Consider the following 15,930-nt stretch of genomic DNA (forward strand, 5'->3'; position numbering starts at 1 on the left):
GGGTCCGGAAAGGAGCCGAGGATCAATCCTCGACTTTTTCCTCTTTCTTCACTTCTTCACCGGTTTCCTGATCGACAACCTTCATCGACAGGCGCACCTTGCCGCGGTCGTCAAAGCCCAGAAGTTTCACTTTCACTTCCTGGCCTTCCTTCAGCACATCCGACGGATGGTTCAGGCGGCGGTTCTCGATCTGGGACACATGCACCAGGCCATCGCGCTTGCCAAAGAAGTTCACGAAAGCACCGAAGTCCACGATCTTGACGACCGTACCGGTGTAGACCGCGCCTTCTTCCGGCTCTGCGACGATGGAGTGGATCATGTCGTAGGCTTTCTTGATCGCGTCGCCGTTGGGGCTTGCGATCTTGATTATGCCTTCGTCGTTGATGTCGACCTTGGCACCCGACACTTCCACGATCTCGCGGATGACCTTGCCGCCGGAACCGATGACCTCACGGATTTTGTCCGTCGGGATCTGCATGGTTTCGATGCGCGGTGCGTGAACGGAGAAGTCCGCCGCACCTGACAGTGCCTTGTTCATTTCGCCCAGGATGTGGATACGGCCTTCTTTCGCCTGCGCGAGGGCTTTCTCCATGATCTCGGGCGTGATGCCCGCAATCTTGATGTCCATCTGAAGCGAGGTGATGCCCGCTTCGGTCCCGGCCACCTTGAAGTCCATGTCGCCAAGGTGGTCTTCGTCACCCAGGATGTCGGAGAGGATCGCATAGGATCCGTCTTCTTCCAGGATCAGGCCCATGGCCACGCCGGCCACCGCCGATTTCAGCGGCACGCCTGCATCCATCATGGACAGGGAGCCTCCGCAGACGGAAGCCATGGAGGATGAACCGTTGGATTCAGTGATCTCCGAGACAACGCGGATGGTGTAGGGGAAATCCGTTGCCGCGGGCAGAACCGCCTGCAACGCACGCCATGCCAGCTTGCCATGGCCAATCTCGCGACGGCCCGGGCCTGCGACGCGACCAACTTCACCAACCGAATAGGGGGGGAAGTTGTAGTGCAGCAGGAAGTTGGATTTGAAGTTGCCGTGCAGCGCGTCGATGAATTGTTCGTCATCGCCGGTGCCCAGCGTGGTCACGACCAGACCCTGCGTTTCACCCCGGGTGAACAGCGCCGAACCATGGGTCCGGGGCAGGATGCCTGTCTCGGCCACGATGTCGCGGATCTCGTCGGTCTTGCGGCCGTCGATACGTTTGCCGGTCTTGACCACGTCGCCGCGCAGGATGGAGGCTTCGAGCTTTTTCAGTGCGGAACCCAGGTTGGGATCCTCAAGCTGCTCTTCGCTCAGGCTTTCCTTGATCTTGTCGCGGGCCGCGGCAACAGCGGCTGTCCGCTCCTGCTTGTCGGCGATGGCAAAGGCGGCGCGCATGTCTTTCTCGCCCGCTTTCTTCACGGCTGCCGACAGCTCGGAATAATCGACCGGCTGGAAGTCAAAGGGCTCTTTCGCCGATTCTTCTGCCAGGTCGATGATCAGGTCGATCACCGGCTGAATGCTGTCATGGGCAAATTTCACCGCACCCAGCATTTCCTCTTCGGACAGCTCATAGGCTTCGGATTCGACCATCATGACCGCATCCTTGGTCCCGGCAACCACCAGGTCGAGGCGCTGTTCGGGGTTCAGGCGCAGGTCCTGCATATCGTCCACGGTGGGGTTCAGGATGTATTCGCCATCCTCGAAACCGACGCGGCAACCGGCGATCGGTCCCATGAAGGGCGCGCCGGAAATGGTCAGCGCGGCAGAGGCCGCGATCATTGCGACCATATCGGGATCATTGACCAGATCGTGGCTCAGCACGGTGCACATCACCAGCACTTCGTTCTTGAAGCCGGGGACGAAAAGCGGGCGGATCGGACGGTCGATCAGGCGCGCTGTCAGCGTTTCTTTTTCGGTCGGGCGCGCTTCGCGCTTGAAGAAGCCACCCGGCACCTTGCCGGCGGCATAGTATTTTTCCTGGTAGTGGACGGTCAAAGGAAAGAAATCCTGACCGGGTTTTTGCTGACGTGCATATGTCACGTTGGCCATCACGCTGGTTTCGCCCAGTGTGGCAATCACCGACCCATCCGCCTGACGGGCCACTTTTCCTGTTTCGAGTGTGAGCGTTTCTTCGCCCCACTGCATTGATTTCGTCGTTACGTTAAACATCTACGTTTCCTGTGTTGGCCCGCGGGCCTTTGCATAGAGGGCGCATTCCCTCTGACTCCGGTATCTTCTTTATCAGGCGCTGGAGTCCGGGCGCCGGCTTTCAGATTGCGCGGGCATACAGTGTTTCAAAGGGGATGGGAAGGCATTGGATCAATGAGTTCTGGCCACCCGGACAGAATCTGAAGTTCGCTCCGCGCTTCGGATCAATGCGCTGGACTCCGTCTACGGAGCCTATCCGAGCACGGCAAAGCGTGCCTTCAGCAAGGCTTCGGCGTATTCGTCATCTGCGGTGCTGTCATAGACAACCCCGCCGCCAACATTCAGCGTGACGCGATTGTCGGGGCCACAGATCAACGTGCGGATTGCGACGCCAAAAGACATCGCACCATCCGGGGCGATCCACCCGATGGCACCGCAATAGGCATCCCGCGCCTTCGGTTCGAGCGTGGCAAGTATCTGCATCGCACGGATTTTTGGTGCGCCCGTGATGGAACCACAGGGAAACAGCGCTTCGAAAATTTCGGATATGGTTGTGCCCGATCTGATCTGCGCGGTGATGGTAGAAGTCATCTGATGCAGCGTCTGATAGGTTTCGATAGCAAAAAGCCTGGGCACTTCTACAGTGCCAATTTGCGAAATACGGCTCATGTCATTGCGCAGAAGGTCGACGATCATCAGGTTTTCGGCCTGGTTTTTCTCTGAGGACCGAAGCCAGTCCTTCTGCTTTTCGTCCGCGCCCGGCGATGCGCCGCGCGGTGCCGTGCCTTTCATCGGGCGGGCGGTCATTTTCCCGTGTGGATCAAGATGAAAGAAAAGCTCCGGAGAACGCGACAGCAGGACAGGACCGCCCAGATCAACCAATGCGCCAAATGGCGCCGCTTGTTTCGCGCGCAAAGCCGCGTAGAGCCCGTCAATCGTGCCGGTCCGCTGCGCGGACATCGGAAACGTCAGATTGGCCTGATAAATGTCACCCCGGCAGATGAAATCATGCACCTTGTCGAAGGCCGCGACATAATCGTCGCGCTGCCAGTCCGGTGCCGGGATGTTCAGCGTCGCAGGGGCCTTTGCCGCTGCTAACCGGCTTGGCTGTGGCGCATCGAAAACCCCGAATTGCAAAAGCGGCGTTTTGCGGCGGGTTGGCAGGAAGTCCCGCAGTTTTGGCGACAAAAGATAGCCCAGTTCATAACTGGCGTAGCCCGCGAGCCAATGGCCTCCGGCCTGCGCATCCTCAAGCGCGGCCAGTGCCGCGGGCACATCTGACGGCTGGTCTGCGATGATGATGTGACGGGGCGCGTCAAACAGGGTGCCGTCCGGAAGTGGGCCGTGGTCAAAGACAACGCGTGCGTTTTTCATTTGTTATCTTTGATGCAGGTGCTGAACCGCAATTGGGTCAAAAGTCAGCGGCAATGCGCATATCACGAAGCGGTCTGACAACCCTGATTGATTCCTGGTAGATCGGGTCCGCTTTATAGGCCGTCAGCTTTTCGACGCTTTCGAACTCGGCATAGACAATGACGTCAACCTCGCCGGACAATGCGTCGTTCTGGATGTTCTCCCGGACCTCAAAAAACTGGCTATGGGGAATATCGCCAAGCATTTTCAGCCCGGTCACGATGGCGGGAATATCCGATTTTTCTTTTGCGCTGAAGAAAACGATGTGGCGGATCGCTGGTCTGGATGTCATTTTTGGGCCTGCATGTGGTCTGGTGCGGATCGCATCCGGGGTGCTAATCATATTCAATCGGTCTGATCAATGCCGCGATTGAGAATGCCTGCCAGACATGAAAAAGCCGCCCCCTGCTTCCAGAGCGCGGCCTTGTCTTTTTGTAAAGCGGTCAGGCTTAGCGGCGCAGGCCCAGACGTTGGATCAGGTCCTGATAACGGGCCTCATCCTTGCTTTTGACATAGTCCAGAAGTTTGCGGCGTGTTGCCACCATCTTGAGCAGACCACGGCGGCCGTGGTTGTCTTTCTTGTGGGTCTTGAAGTGCTCTGTCAGCGTTGCAATACGCGAGCTGAGCACGGCAACCTGTACTTCGGGCGAACCTGTGTCGCCTTCCGAAGTACCGAATTCCTTGATCAGGCGTGTCTTTTCTTCTGCAGTAATCGACATCGGGGGCTCCTTCTTGAGAAAGGGTTAATCGGAATGGCGCAGGCCGGGATGTCGTCCAGCACAGGCCCATGGAGAATTCGACCCTGAATCAGATTCGGGGCCGATGGGGGCGTATATGAAAATCCCCGGGCTTTGGCAAAGGGTTATTCGCTGGCTGCTCTGTTGGGGCTGTCCGTCCCTAACCAAGGAACCCCAGACCCTGCGCGGTGCTCAGCGGGATCAGCGAGATATCGGCGGCCTCCAGCAGGCTGTTGCCCTGCAATGTCGCCATCACCTGGCTGCCCATGACGATCTGAAGCTGGCCTTCATCCTCCGGGTTCCGGACCACGGAAATCTGCGGTTCCTCTGCCCCTTCACCGCTGTCGTCCCAGACAAACAGAAGCGAATCTTCCCTTGGTTCGAAATCCAGCACCTCCGCCGGCCCGCCGCTTCCGATCCAGTCGCCCAGAACGATCTGGTCCGCCCCCTCTCCGGCAGTGACGATATCGCCCTGACCGGCGACAATCAGATCGTCGCCGCCGCCACCGTTCAGATAGTCGCCGTCATCGCTGTCGCCGGTTCCCGGCGCCGGGGTGCCATCCGCAATGCCCGAGAGCGTGTCGTCGCCCCAGCCGCCAAACAGGGTATCACTGCCCGCACCGCCATGCAGGGCATCGTCATCCAGGCCCCCCATCAGCGCATCGTCACCCGCCCCGCCGAACAGCCGGTCATCGCCGGCAGAGCCTTGCAGGCTGTCATTGCCTGCGTTGCCATGGATCACGTCATCATCGTTGTGTCCGGCAAGCTGGTCATCCGCAGCGCCGCCGAAAAGGTCGTCATCGCCGTCTTCGCCATGCAGGGTGTCATCGCCGATGCCCCCCTCCAGCGTGTCGTTACCGCCCGCGCCGTGCAGATCGTCATTGCCTGCGCCCCCGTCGAGGATATCGTCGCCGCCGTATCCGCCGATCTGGTCGCCGCCATCGCCGCCGATCAGCGTATCGTCACCCTCCGTTCCGGACAGGATATCGTCTCCACCCGTCTCCGAAAGGATATCGTTCCCACCTGTCTCCGACAGGATATCCTCGTCGGTATCGGTATCCCGGGCGCCGATGTCCACGTAAACAACCGCGCTGACCGCCATCAAACCCATCAAACCCGCAAGAAACATCATCGGCACACACCATCAAATCAGGGGATGGTGCAACGCGCACCACCCCCCTGAGATCATCCGGGAGAACGGCCAGCGGGTCAAAAGCAAACCGGAAAGTTGGTTAATGCGACGCTATCGCCCCGGCACTCCAACGCCATTCCTCGGGTTGCCGGGCATAGGGCAGGTAGAGCGGATGGCGCGGGTGCCCGGCCTTGGACAGGCCCAGGTGGAACAGGGGCACGGCACCGGCGCCAAGCATCCGTGCCACCTGCGGCCCCCGGTCCAGATGTGCCCCGTGGACACCCCATGCCGCGATGACATGATCGGCCCAGACCATGCCCTCGGCCAGCATCGAATCGTTTTCCGGCCCCACCGGATCATTCGCCGCACGCATGTCCCGCGGGTCGGTGGCGCGCCAGGCAAAGATGTTGGTCACCCGAAACCCGCCATAGCCCAGGTGCCGCGCGCGCCGCTCGCAGCGCTCCACCGTCGGATCGTTCTGCACTTCTGTCGCCGTGGAGGGGTTCAGCATCACGAACATCACCTTCAGGGCCGCCGCATCCCAGACCCGCGTCAGGCTGTAGCGATAGGCCTCGCAGTCGGAATAGACCGCGGTGGAGGGGGCGTCGCCCTTGGTATGGCTGCGGGTGATCATGCCTGCTGGGTCAGCCTGCCTTATGCATCGCCGTCCTGCGACAGGTTGAACACCCGCGAGGGGTGCAGCTCGCCCGCCTTGAACCGGCCCACGGCAACCGCCTGACCCTCGAAAGAGGCCCAACATTCATCGCCGTATTCGACGCCTGACGCGATCACCATGCCGGGATTGCCATTGCGCAGCCGGGTGGCCCCCTCGGCGGTGGCCTTGACCTCGGGCAGGTCGTCCAGCCCGATCTCAAGCGGTTGCAGGTGCTGGTCCAGCTCCGGCGTGCGCGCCATTTCGGTAACCTGGTCCAGGGTCAGACCGTCCGCCACATCAAAGGGCCCGGACCAGATCCGGCGCAGATCGCGGACATGGCCGAGACAGCCCAGTTTATGCCCCAGGTCACGGGCAATCGACCGCACGTATCCGCCCTTGCCGCAGACCATCTCTAGCGTGACATGATCGGCATCGGGCCGGTCGGTCAGCAACAGGCTTTCCACAAACAGGGGCCGCGCTGCCAGTTCCATCTCTTCCCCGTCCCGCGCGCGCTTGTAGGCGCGTTGCCCGTCGATCTTGACGGCGGAAAACTGCGGCGGCACCTGTTGGATGTCACCGACAAAATCCGCCAGCGCCGCCTTGATCGCCTCGTCATCGGGGCGCAGATCGGATCTGCCCAGCTCTTCGCCCTCGGCGTCATCTGTGTTCGTGGCGATGCCCAGCCGGACGGTGAACTCATAGGCCTTGAGCGCGTCGGTAATATAGGGAACCGTCTTGGTCGCTTCCCCCAGCGCAATCGCCAGCACGCCCGTGGCTTCCGGGTCCAGCGTACCGGCGTGCCCGGCCTTCCTTGCGTCCAGCGCCCAGCGGACCTTGTTCACAACGGCGGTCGACGTGGGACCTGCCGGTTTGTCCACGACCAACCAGCCGGAAATATCTCTGCCCTTGCGTTTGCGCGCCATGTCTCACCCTTCTGTTTCGCGTGCGAGCCTATACAGACAGCCGCCACCGCTGCCCAGCAGATATCTGCCCCCCGGCACCGCGGCGCCCGTCAGTACAGATGCTCAGTCTGATTCGACCACGCCGACGATGGGCCCGATCGTGGTAAAGCCCGCATCATCGCGGCCCAGACCGGGCGCACGCAGGCGCGATACATTGCCATCGAAATAAAGCGCATTCGGCAGGCCCAGACGGTCCCGGAAAAACGTGCCGAATTCGTGAAAGGTGACGGTATTGTCCGAAATCACAAAGATCGCCCGCGTGCCATCGGCCGTGGTGCCGACGCCATTGCGGATATAGCGCGACGTGCTGTTCTTCAGGAAACGCGGATGCAGCTTGCCGTCGATGACCAGCATCGGACCCGATTGGGTCGCGGACCGGCAGGCGGGTCTGGCCTTGAGAAAGGCGGTTGTTTCCATGACGTCGGCACGGGTGTCGCGGATGCAGAAGATCCCGTTCGGCAGCAGGCCGAAATTGCCGGGGCCATCGGTGCTGATCACCTCCTGCAGCTGGCGGCCATTCTCAAGGTAATAGCCAACCGGCGCGCGGTTTTCGTGGTACATGCCCGCATTCATTGCAAAGCCAAGGTGAAGCCCCCTGGCAGCAAGGGCCTTTTCCACGTTTCCGAAATGTCCGTAGGTGCTGCCGGTCTCATCCGTCAGGAACAGCTCCAGCCGCTCTTTGGTCAGGTCCACTTCGCAGATGGAATATTTATTCCCGCCATAGCTTTCCTTGCGGCAGTCCGTTGCCTGGGCAGTGCCTGCCACAAGCATCAGGCCAAGCCACAGGAGCAATCTCATCCGTCACTGTCCGGGCCGGGCGCATCGCCGGGTGCATCGGCGTCACGGCGCACCGCTTCCTGATTCAGCATGCGGCGGGTCTCGTCCATCTGGTCAAAGGTCTCGTCCAGGCGAAACCGCAGTTCGGGGGCGAACTTCAGCGTCAGTTTCTTGGCCACCTGCCTGCGCAGCTCGCCCTTGTTGCGGGCCAGCAGCTTGATCAGCTCGTCCTGACCTTCGCCGCCCAGCGGCAGCACATAGGCCGTGGCAATCTTCAGATCGGGAGAGGTTCTGACCTCGCCCACCGTGACCGACATGCGGTTGAGGTCGGTATCGTGCACATCGCCGCGCGCCAATACCTCGGACAGCGCCCGGCGAATGGTTTCACCGACCCGCAATTGGCGTTGTGACGGGCCTGCGCCCTCGTGACTCTTGTTTCTGGACATGCCCTCCATCTAAGACGTTGGAAGGCTTTTGCCAAGGCGGCGAATGCAGGCTAAACCGGCCTGAGCAAAGGAGCGCAGATCATGGCAAAACTTCCCGGGGTCACAATCACCGGCGCCTCCGGGCGCATGGGGCAGATGTTGATCGCTCAGGTGCAGGCGTCAGAAAAGCTGGCGCTGGTGGGCGCGGTCGAACGGCCCGGGCATGCCTGGGTCGGACAGGACATCGGCCTGGCCATGGGCGGTGCTGCCATCGGCGTGACGGTCAACGATGACGCACAGGCGGCGATTTCGGCTGCCGAAGTGGTAATCGACTTTACCGCGCCTGCCGCCACACTGGCCTTTTCGGCCATCGCCGCTGCGGCGGGCACGGTGCATGTGATCGGCACCACCGGCATGACCGAGGCCGAAATCGCGCAGCTTGCGCCCGCTGCCGAAAAGACGGTCATCGTCCGGGCCGGCAACATGAGCCTTGGGGTCAACCTGTTGACGCAGCTGACCAAACGCGTCGCGGCGGCGCTGGACGCCGATTACGACATCGAGATCATCGAGGCGCATCACAACAAGAAGGTCGATGCGCCCTCCGGCACGGCCCTTATGCTGGGCGAGGCCGCCGCAGAGGGGCGCGGCGTGACGCTGGCAGAGGTCTCCGACCGGGCGCGCGACGGCATCACCGGGGCGCGCCGGCGCGGCGACATCGGCTTTGCCGCGATCCGGGGCGGTGACATCGTGGGCGAACATGACGTTATGTTTGCCGCCGAAGGCGAACGCATCATCCTGCGCCATGTGGCATCCGACCGTTCCGTCTTTGCCCGCGGTGCGCTCAAGGCAGCGCTTTGGGGTCTTGGCAAAGCGCCGGGGGCATATGACATGCTGGATGTTCTGGGCCTGAACGACGCCCGCTGAACCGGCGGCTTTCTGCGCGACTTCTCATCAGGGGTGAAACTTCACCTGGCCTTTCGGCGTGGTTGTACCAATTCATGCCAAGAGGAGAGTACAAATGAGACCCTTTGCACCTGCATTGTCCGCGGTCCTTGTCACAATGGCCGCTCCCGCATTTGCCGACTTCCAGAAAGTCACCACCCGCAGCGATTTCATCGCGCTTGTCGGCGGCAAGACCCTGACCCGGCCGCTGGTCAAGATCCAGGTGCTGCCGGACGGCCAGATCGCCGGCAGGGGCGCGGCCTGGGCGGTGACCGGTCAATGGCAGTGGAAAGGTGAATATCTGTGCCGCAGCCTTGAATGGGGCGGCGACGATCTTGGCTACAATTGTCAGGAAGTGAAGGTGGACGGGGCGAATGTCCGCATCACCTCTGACCGTGGCACCGGGGAATCAGCAGACTTCAGCCTCCGCTAGGCGGCAGGGCCAGATCCTTGAATGGTCTGGCCCTTGAAAAGCCCGACCCTCAAAAATCCACCGCGATGCCCTTTTTTTCCCAATCGCCGTACCGGACCGGCTCTGGGCCCTCCCTGCCACCCAGCTCGGGCGGCAGATCCAGTGCTTCGGCGGCCTTCCGGCGTGCGGCGGCCTCGTCCAGGGCGCGCTGGGCGGCGGGGGGAATGGGTTTGGGGGCCGGATCCGGTTGCGGCGGCAGATCGGGGCCCGGTGTCGGGACCGGATCGTTCGGCGTGTCCGGGATCGGCTTTGGGGCCGGTGTGGGGTTCCGCATGTCGGCGGGCTCTGTCATGTGATCCTCTTGAGCGGCTGCCGCCTTTGATATACGCCGCCTCATGGGCAGGGCAACCCCGGCCCCCGACCAGAAAAGGCGACGGCATGGCAGACACAGGCGTACAGGCGCGCAGAAGCGCTGTATATCTTCTGGACCAGATCCTGGGGGAAGAACCGCGCCTGATGTCGGAACTGCTCGCAGGGGGGGCGCTGGACAAACTGCCGCCCGACGACCGCGCCCGCGCCCAGCGGCTGGCCCAGGAAACCCTGCGGGGCATGGAGCGCGCCGACCGGTTGCTGCAAAAGCATGTCAAGAAATCTCCGCCCCTCACGGTGCGCAATGTGCTGCGGGTCGGCACTGTCGAACTCTGCCAGGGCGGCGCGGCACATGGGGTGGTGAACGCCATGGTGACCCTCGTCTCGCAACACCGGACATTGAGCCACCTCAAGGGGCTGACCAACGCCGTCCTGCGCAAGATCGCCGCCGAAGGGCCTGACGCCTGGGGCGCGCTGCGGGCGCCGCGGCTGCCGAAATGGCTGCGTGGCCCGCTGACCGAAGCCTGGGGCCCGGAGGCGATTGCCGCGATGGAAGTGGCGCATTTCGCCGGTGCCCCCCTCGACCTGACGGCCAAGGGCGATCCGCAGCTGCTGGCAGAGGCGACCGGTGGGGTGCTGTTGCCCACAGGTTCCGTGCGGGTGGCGGAAGCGGGCCAGGTCTCTGCCATGTCGGGATTCGCGGCTGGCGACTGGTGGGTGCAGGATGCCGCAGCGGCACTGCCCGTCCGCATCCTTGCGCCCAAAACGGGCGAACAGGTGCTGGATCTCTGCGCGGCACCGGGGGGCAAGACCATGCAACTGGCTGCCGCAGGCGCGGCGGTGACGGCCGTCGATTCCTCTGCCACCCGCATGGCGCGGCTGCGCGAGAACCTGACCCGCACGGGATTGCAGGCCGAACTGCAGACCGGGGACGCCCGCGCCGTCACTGGCTCCTTTGATGCGATTCTGCTGGATGCGCCCTGTTCCGCCACCGGCACGCTGCGGCGGCACCCGGATCTGCCCTATGCCAAGGACGGATCGGAATTTGGCGATCTGATCGAATTGCAGGCGGAGCTGCTGGACCACGCCTGGTCCCTGCTGAAACCCGGCGGGCGGCTGGTGTTCTGCACCTGCAGCCTCTTGCCCGACGAGGGGGAGGTCCAGGTCGACGAGGCGCTGGAACGGCATGGCGACATGGTGGTTGATCGCGAGGCGCTGATGGTGCCGGGGGTTGAAGCGGATTGGGTCACCTCGGAGGGCGGCCTGCGGCTGCGCCCGGATTTCTGGGCGGACCGGGGCGGGATGGATGGTTTTTATATCGTCTGCCTGCGCAAGGGCGGCTGATGGCGGATCAAGGAAAACTGCTGCGGTCCTGACGAACCCGTCCCAAAATGCGCAGACTACATCCGGACTGGCCGCGCCAGCCTGATCGCGCCGGATCGGCCGTCTGTGCCGCCCTGTGAGCGACGACACGCTCTGCCCTACACCGCCCTGCAAATGATGACATGTCAAAAATGACATGTCATCTTTTACGGAAAGTTAAGGCGAGCCCCCGAGCCGGAAACACCCATTGCGGCGACCGCGCCGCAGCAGGCGTCAAACGTCGGCAGGCGGCGGGTTGGGAACAGCCAGGTAATCCCGTGAAGGGATCGCAACCATCCCTTTCAGCCCCAGCGCCGCGCGGTCCGGCTCTGACAGCGCCGCCATCGCCTCGGCCACTGCATCGAATATGGCAGAACCGTCCCTGCCGCGCGCGGTGATATAGGGCAGGCCGGGCGTCGGCTCTGTCCACGCCAACACCCGCAACTGCGTTGCACAGGGCTCAAATTGCCGGATCAGCCGCCAGGTCACCGCGTCAAGCGCCGCAATATCGGCACGGCCTTCAGCCACGGCCCTGGCGGAATTCACATGCCCATGGCTCTGGCTGCGGTCCTGAAACCAGAAACCTGCCGCGCGCGCAGCGGCATGTATCGCGGCAAAGCCGGATTGCGACAGGGTCTGGTTGTAGATGAACCTCGCACTGGCAAAGTCGGCCAGCGCAGCGCGGTCATCCCCGGCGCGCACCACGATGGCACTGCGGTAATACCCCGGCGGGCACCCCGTGACGCCGAAATCCGGCGTGCCGACCAGGGTCACCTTGTCATGCAGCTGCGTCCGGTAGGGCATGCCGCAGGTCTGGCTCAGCACCAGTTCAGGGTCGGTCCAGACCGCAAAGGCATCGGCGCTGTTGGACAGCGCGACCGGTGCGTCAATCCCGCGCCAGGCCAGTGCGGCGCGGATATGCGCCCAGTACCGCTCCAGCGCGGCATCGGTTTCAGGTCTGGCATACATCATCAGGCTGGCGATCATGTTGGCAGGTTAACCCCGTCGCCGCCCCCGCAACAGCCCAATTGTGACCAAGAGCGTTTCGGGAAAATGTTGAATCGCAAATACCTTGCCACGTTTCGCGTTCCCAGGACATTTGCGATCCTTGTGCTCCAACCATTCCCCGAAATGCTTTATCGCGCCGATCCCGCGACGCCCTGCCAAAAAGCGGTGACACCCGCCGGGTCAGCCGCTATGCTCCCCGCAAACGCCAGCAGAGCGTCAAGGGCAGCAAATCATGTTCAACATCCCCGGCCTGACCGCACGGAAAGAGCGGTTTCTCAACCGGTGGCACGCCCGTGCCGCAACCCGCACGCCTGCGCAGGTCAAGGGGTTTGTCTCTTCGCCCGAACCACGCACCATCGGCTCCTATGCCCGCGGGCGGCAGCTGATCGCCGGCAATTACCTTTTCGCGGGCACCCTGATCAACGCGCCGGACCGCACCCTGTGGCAGCTTGAGGTGCCGGATGCGGCCTATGCCGCCGACCTGCAGGGCTTTGCCTGGCTCGACGATCTGGCGGCCGTGGGCGACGGTGCCGCGCGGCAGGTCGCGCAGCGCTGGCTGTGGGACTGGATCGGACTTTACGGCAAGGGGCGCGGTCCCGGCTGGACGCCGGACCTGACCGGCAGGCGGCTGATCCGCTGGATCAACCACGCGCTGTTCTGCCTGCGTGGGCAGGAATCCGATCAGAGCAGGGCCTTCTACCGCTCGCTTGAGCAGCAGACCCGGTTCCTGTCCCGCCGCTGGCACGGTGCCGCCCCCGGCCTGCCGAGGTTCGAGGCGCTGACCGGCCTGATCTATGCGGGCCTGGCACTTGAAGGTCAGGAAGCGCTGGCCGACCCCGCGATCAAGGCCCTGGCGCGCGAATGCCGCACCCAGATCGACGCCGAAGGCGGGTTGCCCACCCGCAATCCGGAAGAGCTGCTTGCCGTTTTCACCCTGCTGACATGGGCCGCCGCCGCGCTCAGCGACGCGGGCCGCAGTACTCCCAAAGATCATCTGGCCGCGATTTCCCGAATTGCACCCACCCTGCGGTCCCTGCGCCACGCCGATGGCGGTCTGGCCCGGTTCCACGGCGGCGGGCGCGGGCTGGAGGGCTGGCTGGACCACGCCCTTGCTGCGGCCAGGGTTCGGACCTCTCCGTCAGAGGGCCTGTCGATGGGCTATGCAAGGCTGTCGGGCGGGCGCACCTCTGTGGTGATTGACGCCGCTGTCCCGCCCAGCGGTGCCGCCTCCGGCAATGCCCATGCATCGACCCTCGCCTTCGAACTGACCTCCGGCCGCCGCCCGCTGGTGGTCAACTGCGGATCGGGGGCTTCCTTCGGGCTGGAATGGCGCCGTGCCGGGCGGGCGACCCCGTCGCATTCGGCGCTCTGTCTCGGCGGATATTCCAGCGCCCGCCTGTCCGAGCCGGACCGCCACACCGGGCGCGAGGCCCTGATCGACGGGCCGACCCATGTGCCGGTTGAAATGAGTTCCGCAGGAGACGGCATCCGCTTTCAGGGCGGGCACAACGGCTATGTGCGCTCGCATGGGCTGACCCTTGCCCGCACCCTGGAACTGACGCTGGATGGCCGGGGCCTCGCGGGCGAGGACATGCTGCTGGCGCTGGAGGACATCGAGAAGCGGCGCTTTGACAAGGCGCTGGACCTTGCCGGGCTCAAGGGCCTGCGCTTTGACATCCGCTTCCATCTGCACCCGGATGTGGACGCGACGCTTGATCTCGGCGGCGCGGCGGTGTCGATGGCCCTGAAAAGCGGTGAAATCTGGGTCTTCCGCCATGACGGCACACATAACCTCTCGCTGGAACCGGGTGCCTATCTTGAGACCACACGTCTCAAACCCCGCGCCGCACAGCAGATCGTGCTGTCCGGCATGGCATTTACATATGCCACCCGGGTCAGGTGGTCCTTGTCCAAGGCGCAGGAAACTGCGATTGGCGTCCGTGATCTTTCGATGGACGACCCATTGGCTGACAACACCGAACCGGACGAACAATAGGACCCTGCCAAATGCCTGATCTCTACCCCGTGAAACGCGCCCTCCTTTCCGTATCCGACAAGACCGGCCTGGTCGAACTTGGCCAGGCATTGGCCGCGCAGGGGGTCGAGCTGTTGTCCACGGGGGGCACCGCATCGGCGCTGCGCGACGCGGGGCTCACGGTCAGGGACGTGGCAGAGGTGACAGGCTTTCCCGAAATGATGGATGGCCGCGTCAAGACGCTGCACCCGGTTGTGCACGGCGGCCTGCTGGCGCTGCGCGACAATGACACGCATGTTGCGGCGATGAACGAACACAACATCGCCGGCATCGACCTGGTGGTGGTCAACCTCTACCCCTTCGAGGCAACCGTGGCCAAGGGCGCGGCCTATGACGAGGTGATCGAGAACATCGACATCGGCGGTCCCGCCATGATCCGCTCTGCGGCCAAGAACCACGGTTTCGTCAATGTCGTCGTGGATACCGAAGACTACGCCGCCCTCATCGCAGAGCTTGAGGCCAATGACGGCCAGACCACCTATGCCCTGCGGCAGCGCCTGGCGCAGACCGCCTATGCCCGCACGGCAGCCTATGACACCGCCGTCAGCACATGGATGGCCGCGCAGATCGGCGAAACGCCGCGCCGCCGGACATTCGGCGGCACCCTGGCCCAGACCCTGCGCTACGGCGAAAACCCGCATCAGAACGCCGCCTTCTATACCGATGGCTCCGACCGTCCGGGCGTGGCGACGGCACAGCAGCATCAGGGCAAGGAACTGAGCTACAACAACATCAACGACACCGACGCGGCCTTTGAACTGGTCAGCGAATTCGACCCAGCACAGGGCCCGGCCTGCGCCATCATCAAACATGCCAACCCCTGCGGCGTGGCGACGGGCAAGACCATGGTCGATGCCTATACCCGTGCCTTCGACTGCGACCGCACCTCGGCCTTTGGCGGCATCATCGCGCTGAACCAGCCGCTGGACGGTGAAACCGCGGAAGCCATCAGCGGCATTTTCACGGAAGTGGTCATCGCCCCCGGGGCCGATGCCGATGCCATGCGCATTTTCGGCAAGAAGAAGAACCTGCGCCTGCTCACCACCTCGGGCCTTGCCCCGCGCGACGCGGCGGCGCTGGCGGTGCGGCAGGTGTCGGGCGGCTATCTGGTGCAGGACAAGGACGTGGGCCGGATCACCCGCGACGATCTGAAGGTGGTGACCAAGCGCCAGCCTTCCGAGCAGGAACTGAACGACCTGCTCTTTGCCTGGACCGTGGCCAAACACGTCAAGTCCAACGCCATCATCTACGTGAAGGACGGCGCGACCGTGGGCGTCGGCGCGGGCCAGATGAGCCGGGTGGACAGTACCCGCATCGCCGCGCGCAAGGCGCAGGACATGGCCGAGGCGATGGGCCTCTCCGCACCGCTGACACAGGGTTCGGTCGTGGCCTCGGATGCGTTCTTTCCTTTCGCCGACGGTCTGATCACGGCGGCCGAGGCCGGGGCAACCGCCCTGATCCAGCCCGGCGGGTCGATGCGCGACGACGAAGTGATTGCCGCGGCAGACGAAGCCGGGCTCGCCATGGTCTTTACCGGCATGCGCCACTTCAGGCACTGAGACGG

16 protein-coding genes are annotated in these 15,930 nt (G+C 63.4%); 5 read left to right on the forward strand and 11 right to left on the reverse strand.

The features are described 5' to 3' along the window. Positions 1 to 22: 22 nt before the first annotated feature. From pnp to rbfA, 9 genes are all read right to left on the reverse strand, one after another. Positions 23 to 2,158, reverse strand: a complete 2,136-nt coding sequence (gene pnp / locus ACWNZ3_RS01715) for a polyribonucleotide nucleotidyltransferase (protein ID WP_496900976.1) — start codon at positions 2,156 to 2,158, stop codon at positions 23 to 25. 231 nt (positions 2,159 to 2,389) lie between these two features. Then, positions 2,390 to 3,511, reverse strand: coding sequence for an aminodeoxychorismate synthase component I (locus ACWNZ3_RS01720; protein WP_496900977.1), 1,122 nt, complete (start codon positions 3,509 to 3,511; stop codon positions 2,390 to 2,392). A 37-nt stretch (positions 3,512 to 3,548) separates the two neighbouring features. Further along, on the reverse strand, positions 3,549 to 3,842 hold the full coding sequence (locus ACWNZ3_RS01725; protein WP_274573268.1) for a Dabb family protein: 294 nt from the start codon (positions 3,840 to 3,842) through the stop codon (positions 3,549 to 3,551). Positions 3,843 to 3,999: 157 nt separating this feature from the next. Further along, positions 4,000 to 4,269 (reverse strand): 30S ribosomal protein S15, encoded by a 270-nt coding sequence (rpsO, locus tag ACWNZ3_RS01730; RefSeq protein WP_269363510.1) that lies wholly within the window; start codon positions 4,267 to 4,269, stop codon positions 4,000 to 4,002. A 178-nt stretch (positions 4,270 to 4,447) separates the two neighbouring features. Further along, positions 4,448 to 5,419, reverse strand: a complete 972-nt coding sequence (locus ACWNZ3_RS01735) for a calcium-binding protein (protein ID WP_496900978.1) — start codon at positions 5,417 to 5,419, stop codon at positions 4,448 to 4,450. Positions 5,420 to 5,519: 100 nt separating this feature from the next. Further along, entirely contained in the window at positions 5,520 to 6,053 is a 534-nt protein-coding gene (locus tag ACWNZ3_RS01740; RefSeq protein ID WP_496900979.1) for a DUF1643 domain-containing protein, read from the reverse strand. A 20-nt stretch (positions 6,054 to 6,073) separates the two neighbouring features. Continuing rightward, complete coding sequence (gene truB, locus ACWNZ3_RS01745; protein WP_496900980.1) at positions 6,074 to 6,997, reverse strand: tRNA pseudouridine(55) synthase TruB; 924 nt, start codon at positions 6,995 to 6,997, stop codon at positions 6,074 to 6,076. A gap of 102 nt (positions 6,998 to 7,099) precedes the next feature. After that, positions 7,100 to 7,834, reverse strand: a complete 735-nt coding sequence (locus ACWNZ3_RS01750) for a phosphodiester glycosidase family protein (protein WP_269363518.1) — start codon at positions 7,832 to 7,834, stop codon at positions 7,100 to 7,102. Next, positions 7,831 to 8,259: a 30S ribosome-binding factor RbfA gene (gene rbfA / locus ACWNZ3_RS01755; RefSeq protein WP_269363519.1), complete on the reverse strand. Its 429-nt coding sequence runs from the start codon at positions 8,257 to 8,259 to the stop codon at positions 7,831 to 7,833. Before rbfA ends, ACWNZ3_RS01750 begins: the two co-directional genes overlap by 4 nt. An 81-nt stretch (positions 8,260 to 8,340) precedes the next feature. Between rbfA and dapB the strand changes: the two genes are divergently transcribed. Both dapB and ACWNZ3_RS01765 read left to right on the forward strand, forming a co-directional pair. Further along, complete coding sequence (gene dapB / locus ACWNZ3_RS01760) at positions 8,341 to 9,162, forward strand: 4-hydroxy-tetrahydrodipicolinate reductase (protein WP_496900981.1); 822 nt, start codon at positions 8,341 to 8,343, stop codon at positions 9,160 to 9,162. 94 nt (positions 9,163 to 9,256) lie between these two features. Beyond that, the gene (locus ACWNZ3_RS01765; protein WP_274573263.1) at positions 9,257 to 9,613 is read left to right on the forward strand and encodes a dihydrodipicolinate reductase; all 357 of its coding nucleotides are present in this window, start codon (positions 9,257 to 9,259) and stop codon (positions 9,611 to 9,613) included. A 49-nt stretch (positions 9,614 to 9,662) separates the two neighbouring features. On the opposite strand, the gene ACWNZ3_RS01770 is transcribed toward ACWNZ3_RS01765, so the two are convergent. Further along, positions 9,663 to 9,944 (reverse strand): DUF1674 domain-containing protein, encoded by a 282-nt coding sequence (locus ACWNZ3_RS01770; RefSeq protein WP_205388264.1) that lies wholly within the window; start codon positions 9,942 to 9,944, stop codon positions 9,663 to 9,665. An 86-nt stretch (positions 9,945 to 10,030) separates the two neighbouring features. Here ACWNZ3_RS01770 and ACWNZ3_RS01775 point away from each other — a divergent pair, with 86 nt between their 5' ends. Then, positions 10,031 to 11,305, forward strand: a complete 1,275-nt coding sequence (locus ACWNZ3_RS01775) for an RsmB/NOP family class I SAM-dependent RNA methyltransferase (RefSeq protein WP_496900982.1) — start codon at positions 10,031 to 10,033, stop codon at positions 11,303 to 11,305. Positions 11,306 to 11,557: 252 nt separating this feature from the next. Here the strand turns inward: ACWNZ3_RS01775 and ACWNZ3_RS01780 are convergent, their stop codons facing one another. After that, the gene (locus tag ACWNZ3_RS01780; RefSeq protein ID WP_496900983.1) at positions 11,558 to 12,310 is read right to left on the reverse strand and encodes a phosphate/phosphite/phosphonate ABC transporter substrate-binding protein; all 753 of its coding nucleotides are present in this window, start codon (positions 12,308 to 12,310) and stop codon (positions 11,558 to 11,560) included. Between the two features lie 253 nt (positions 12,311 to 12,563). On the opposite strand from ACWNZ3_RS01780, the gene ACWNZ3_RS01785 reads away from it, so the two are divergent. Then, positions 12,564 to 14,327: a heparinase II/III family protein gene (locus ACWNZ3_RS01785; RefSeq protein ID WP_269363528.1), complete on the forward strand. Its 1,764-nt coding sequence runs from the start codon at positions 12,564 to 12,566 to the stop codon at positions 14,325 to 14,327. An 11-nt stretch (positions 14,328 to 14,338) separates the two neighbouring features. Next, the gene (purH, locus tag ACWNZ3_RS01790; protein WP_496900984.1) at positions 14,339 to 15,925 is read left to right on the forward strand and encodes a bifunctional phosphoribosylaminoimidazolecarboxamide formyltransferase/IMP cyclohydrolase; all 1,587 of its coding nucleotides are present in this window, start codon (positions 14,339 to 14,341) and stop codon (positions 15,923 to 15,925) included. Positions 15,926 to 15,930 lie beyond the last annotated feature (5 nt).

It is taken from the genome of Sulfitobacter sp. IGS-18 (assembly GCF_059628195.1).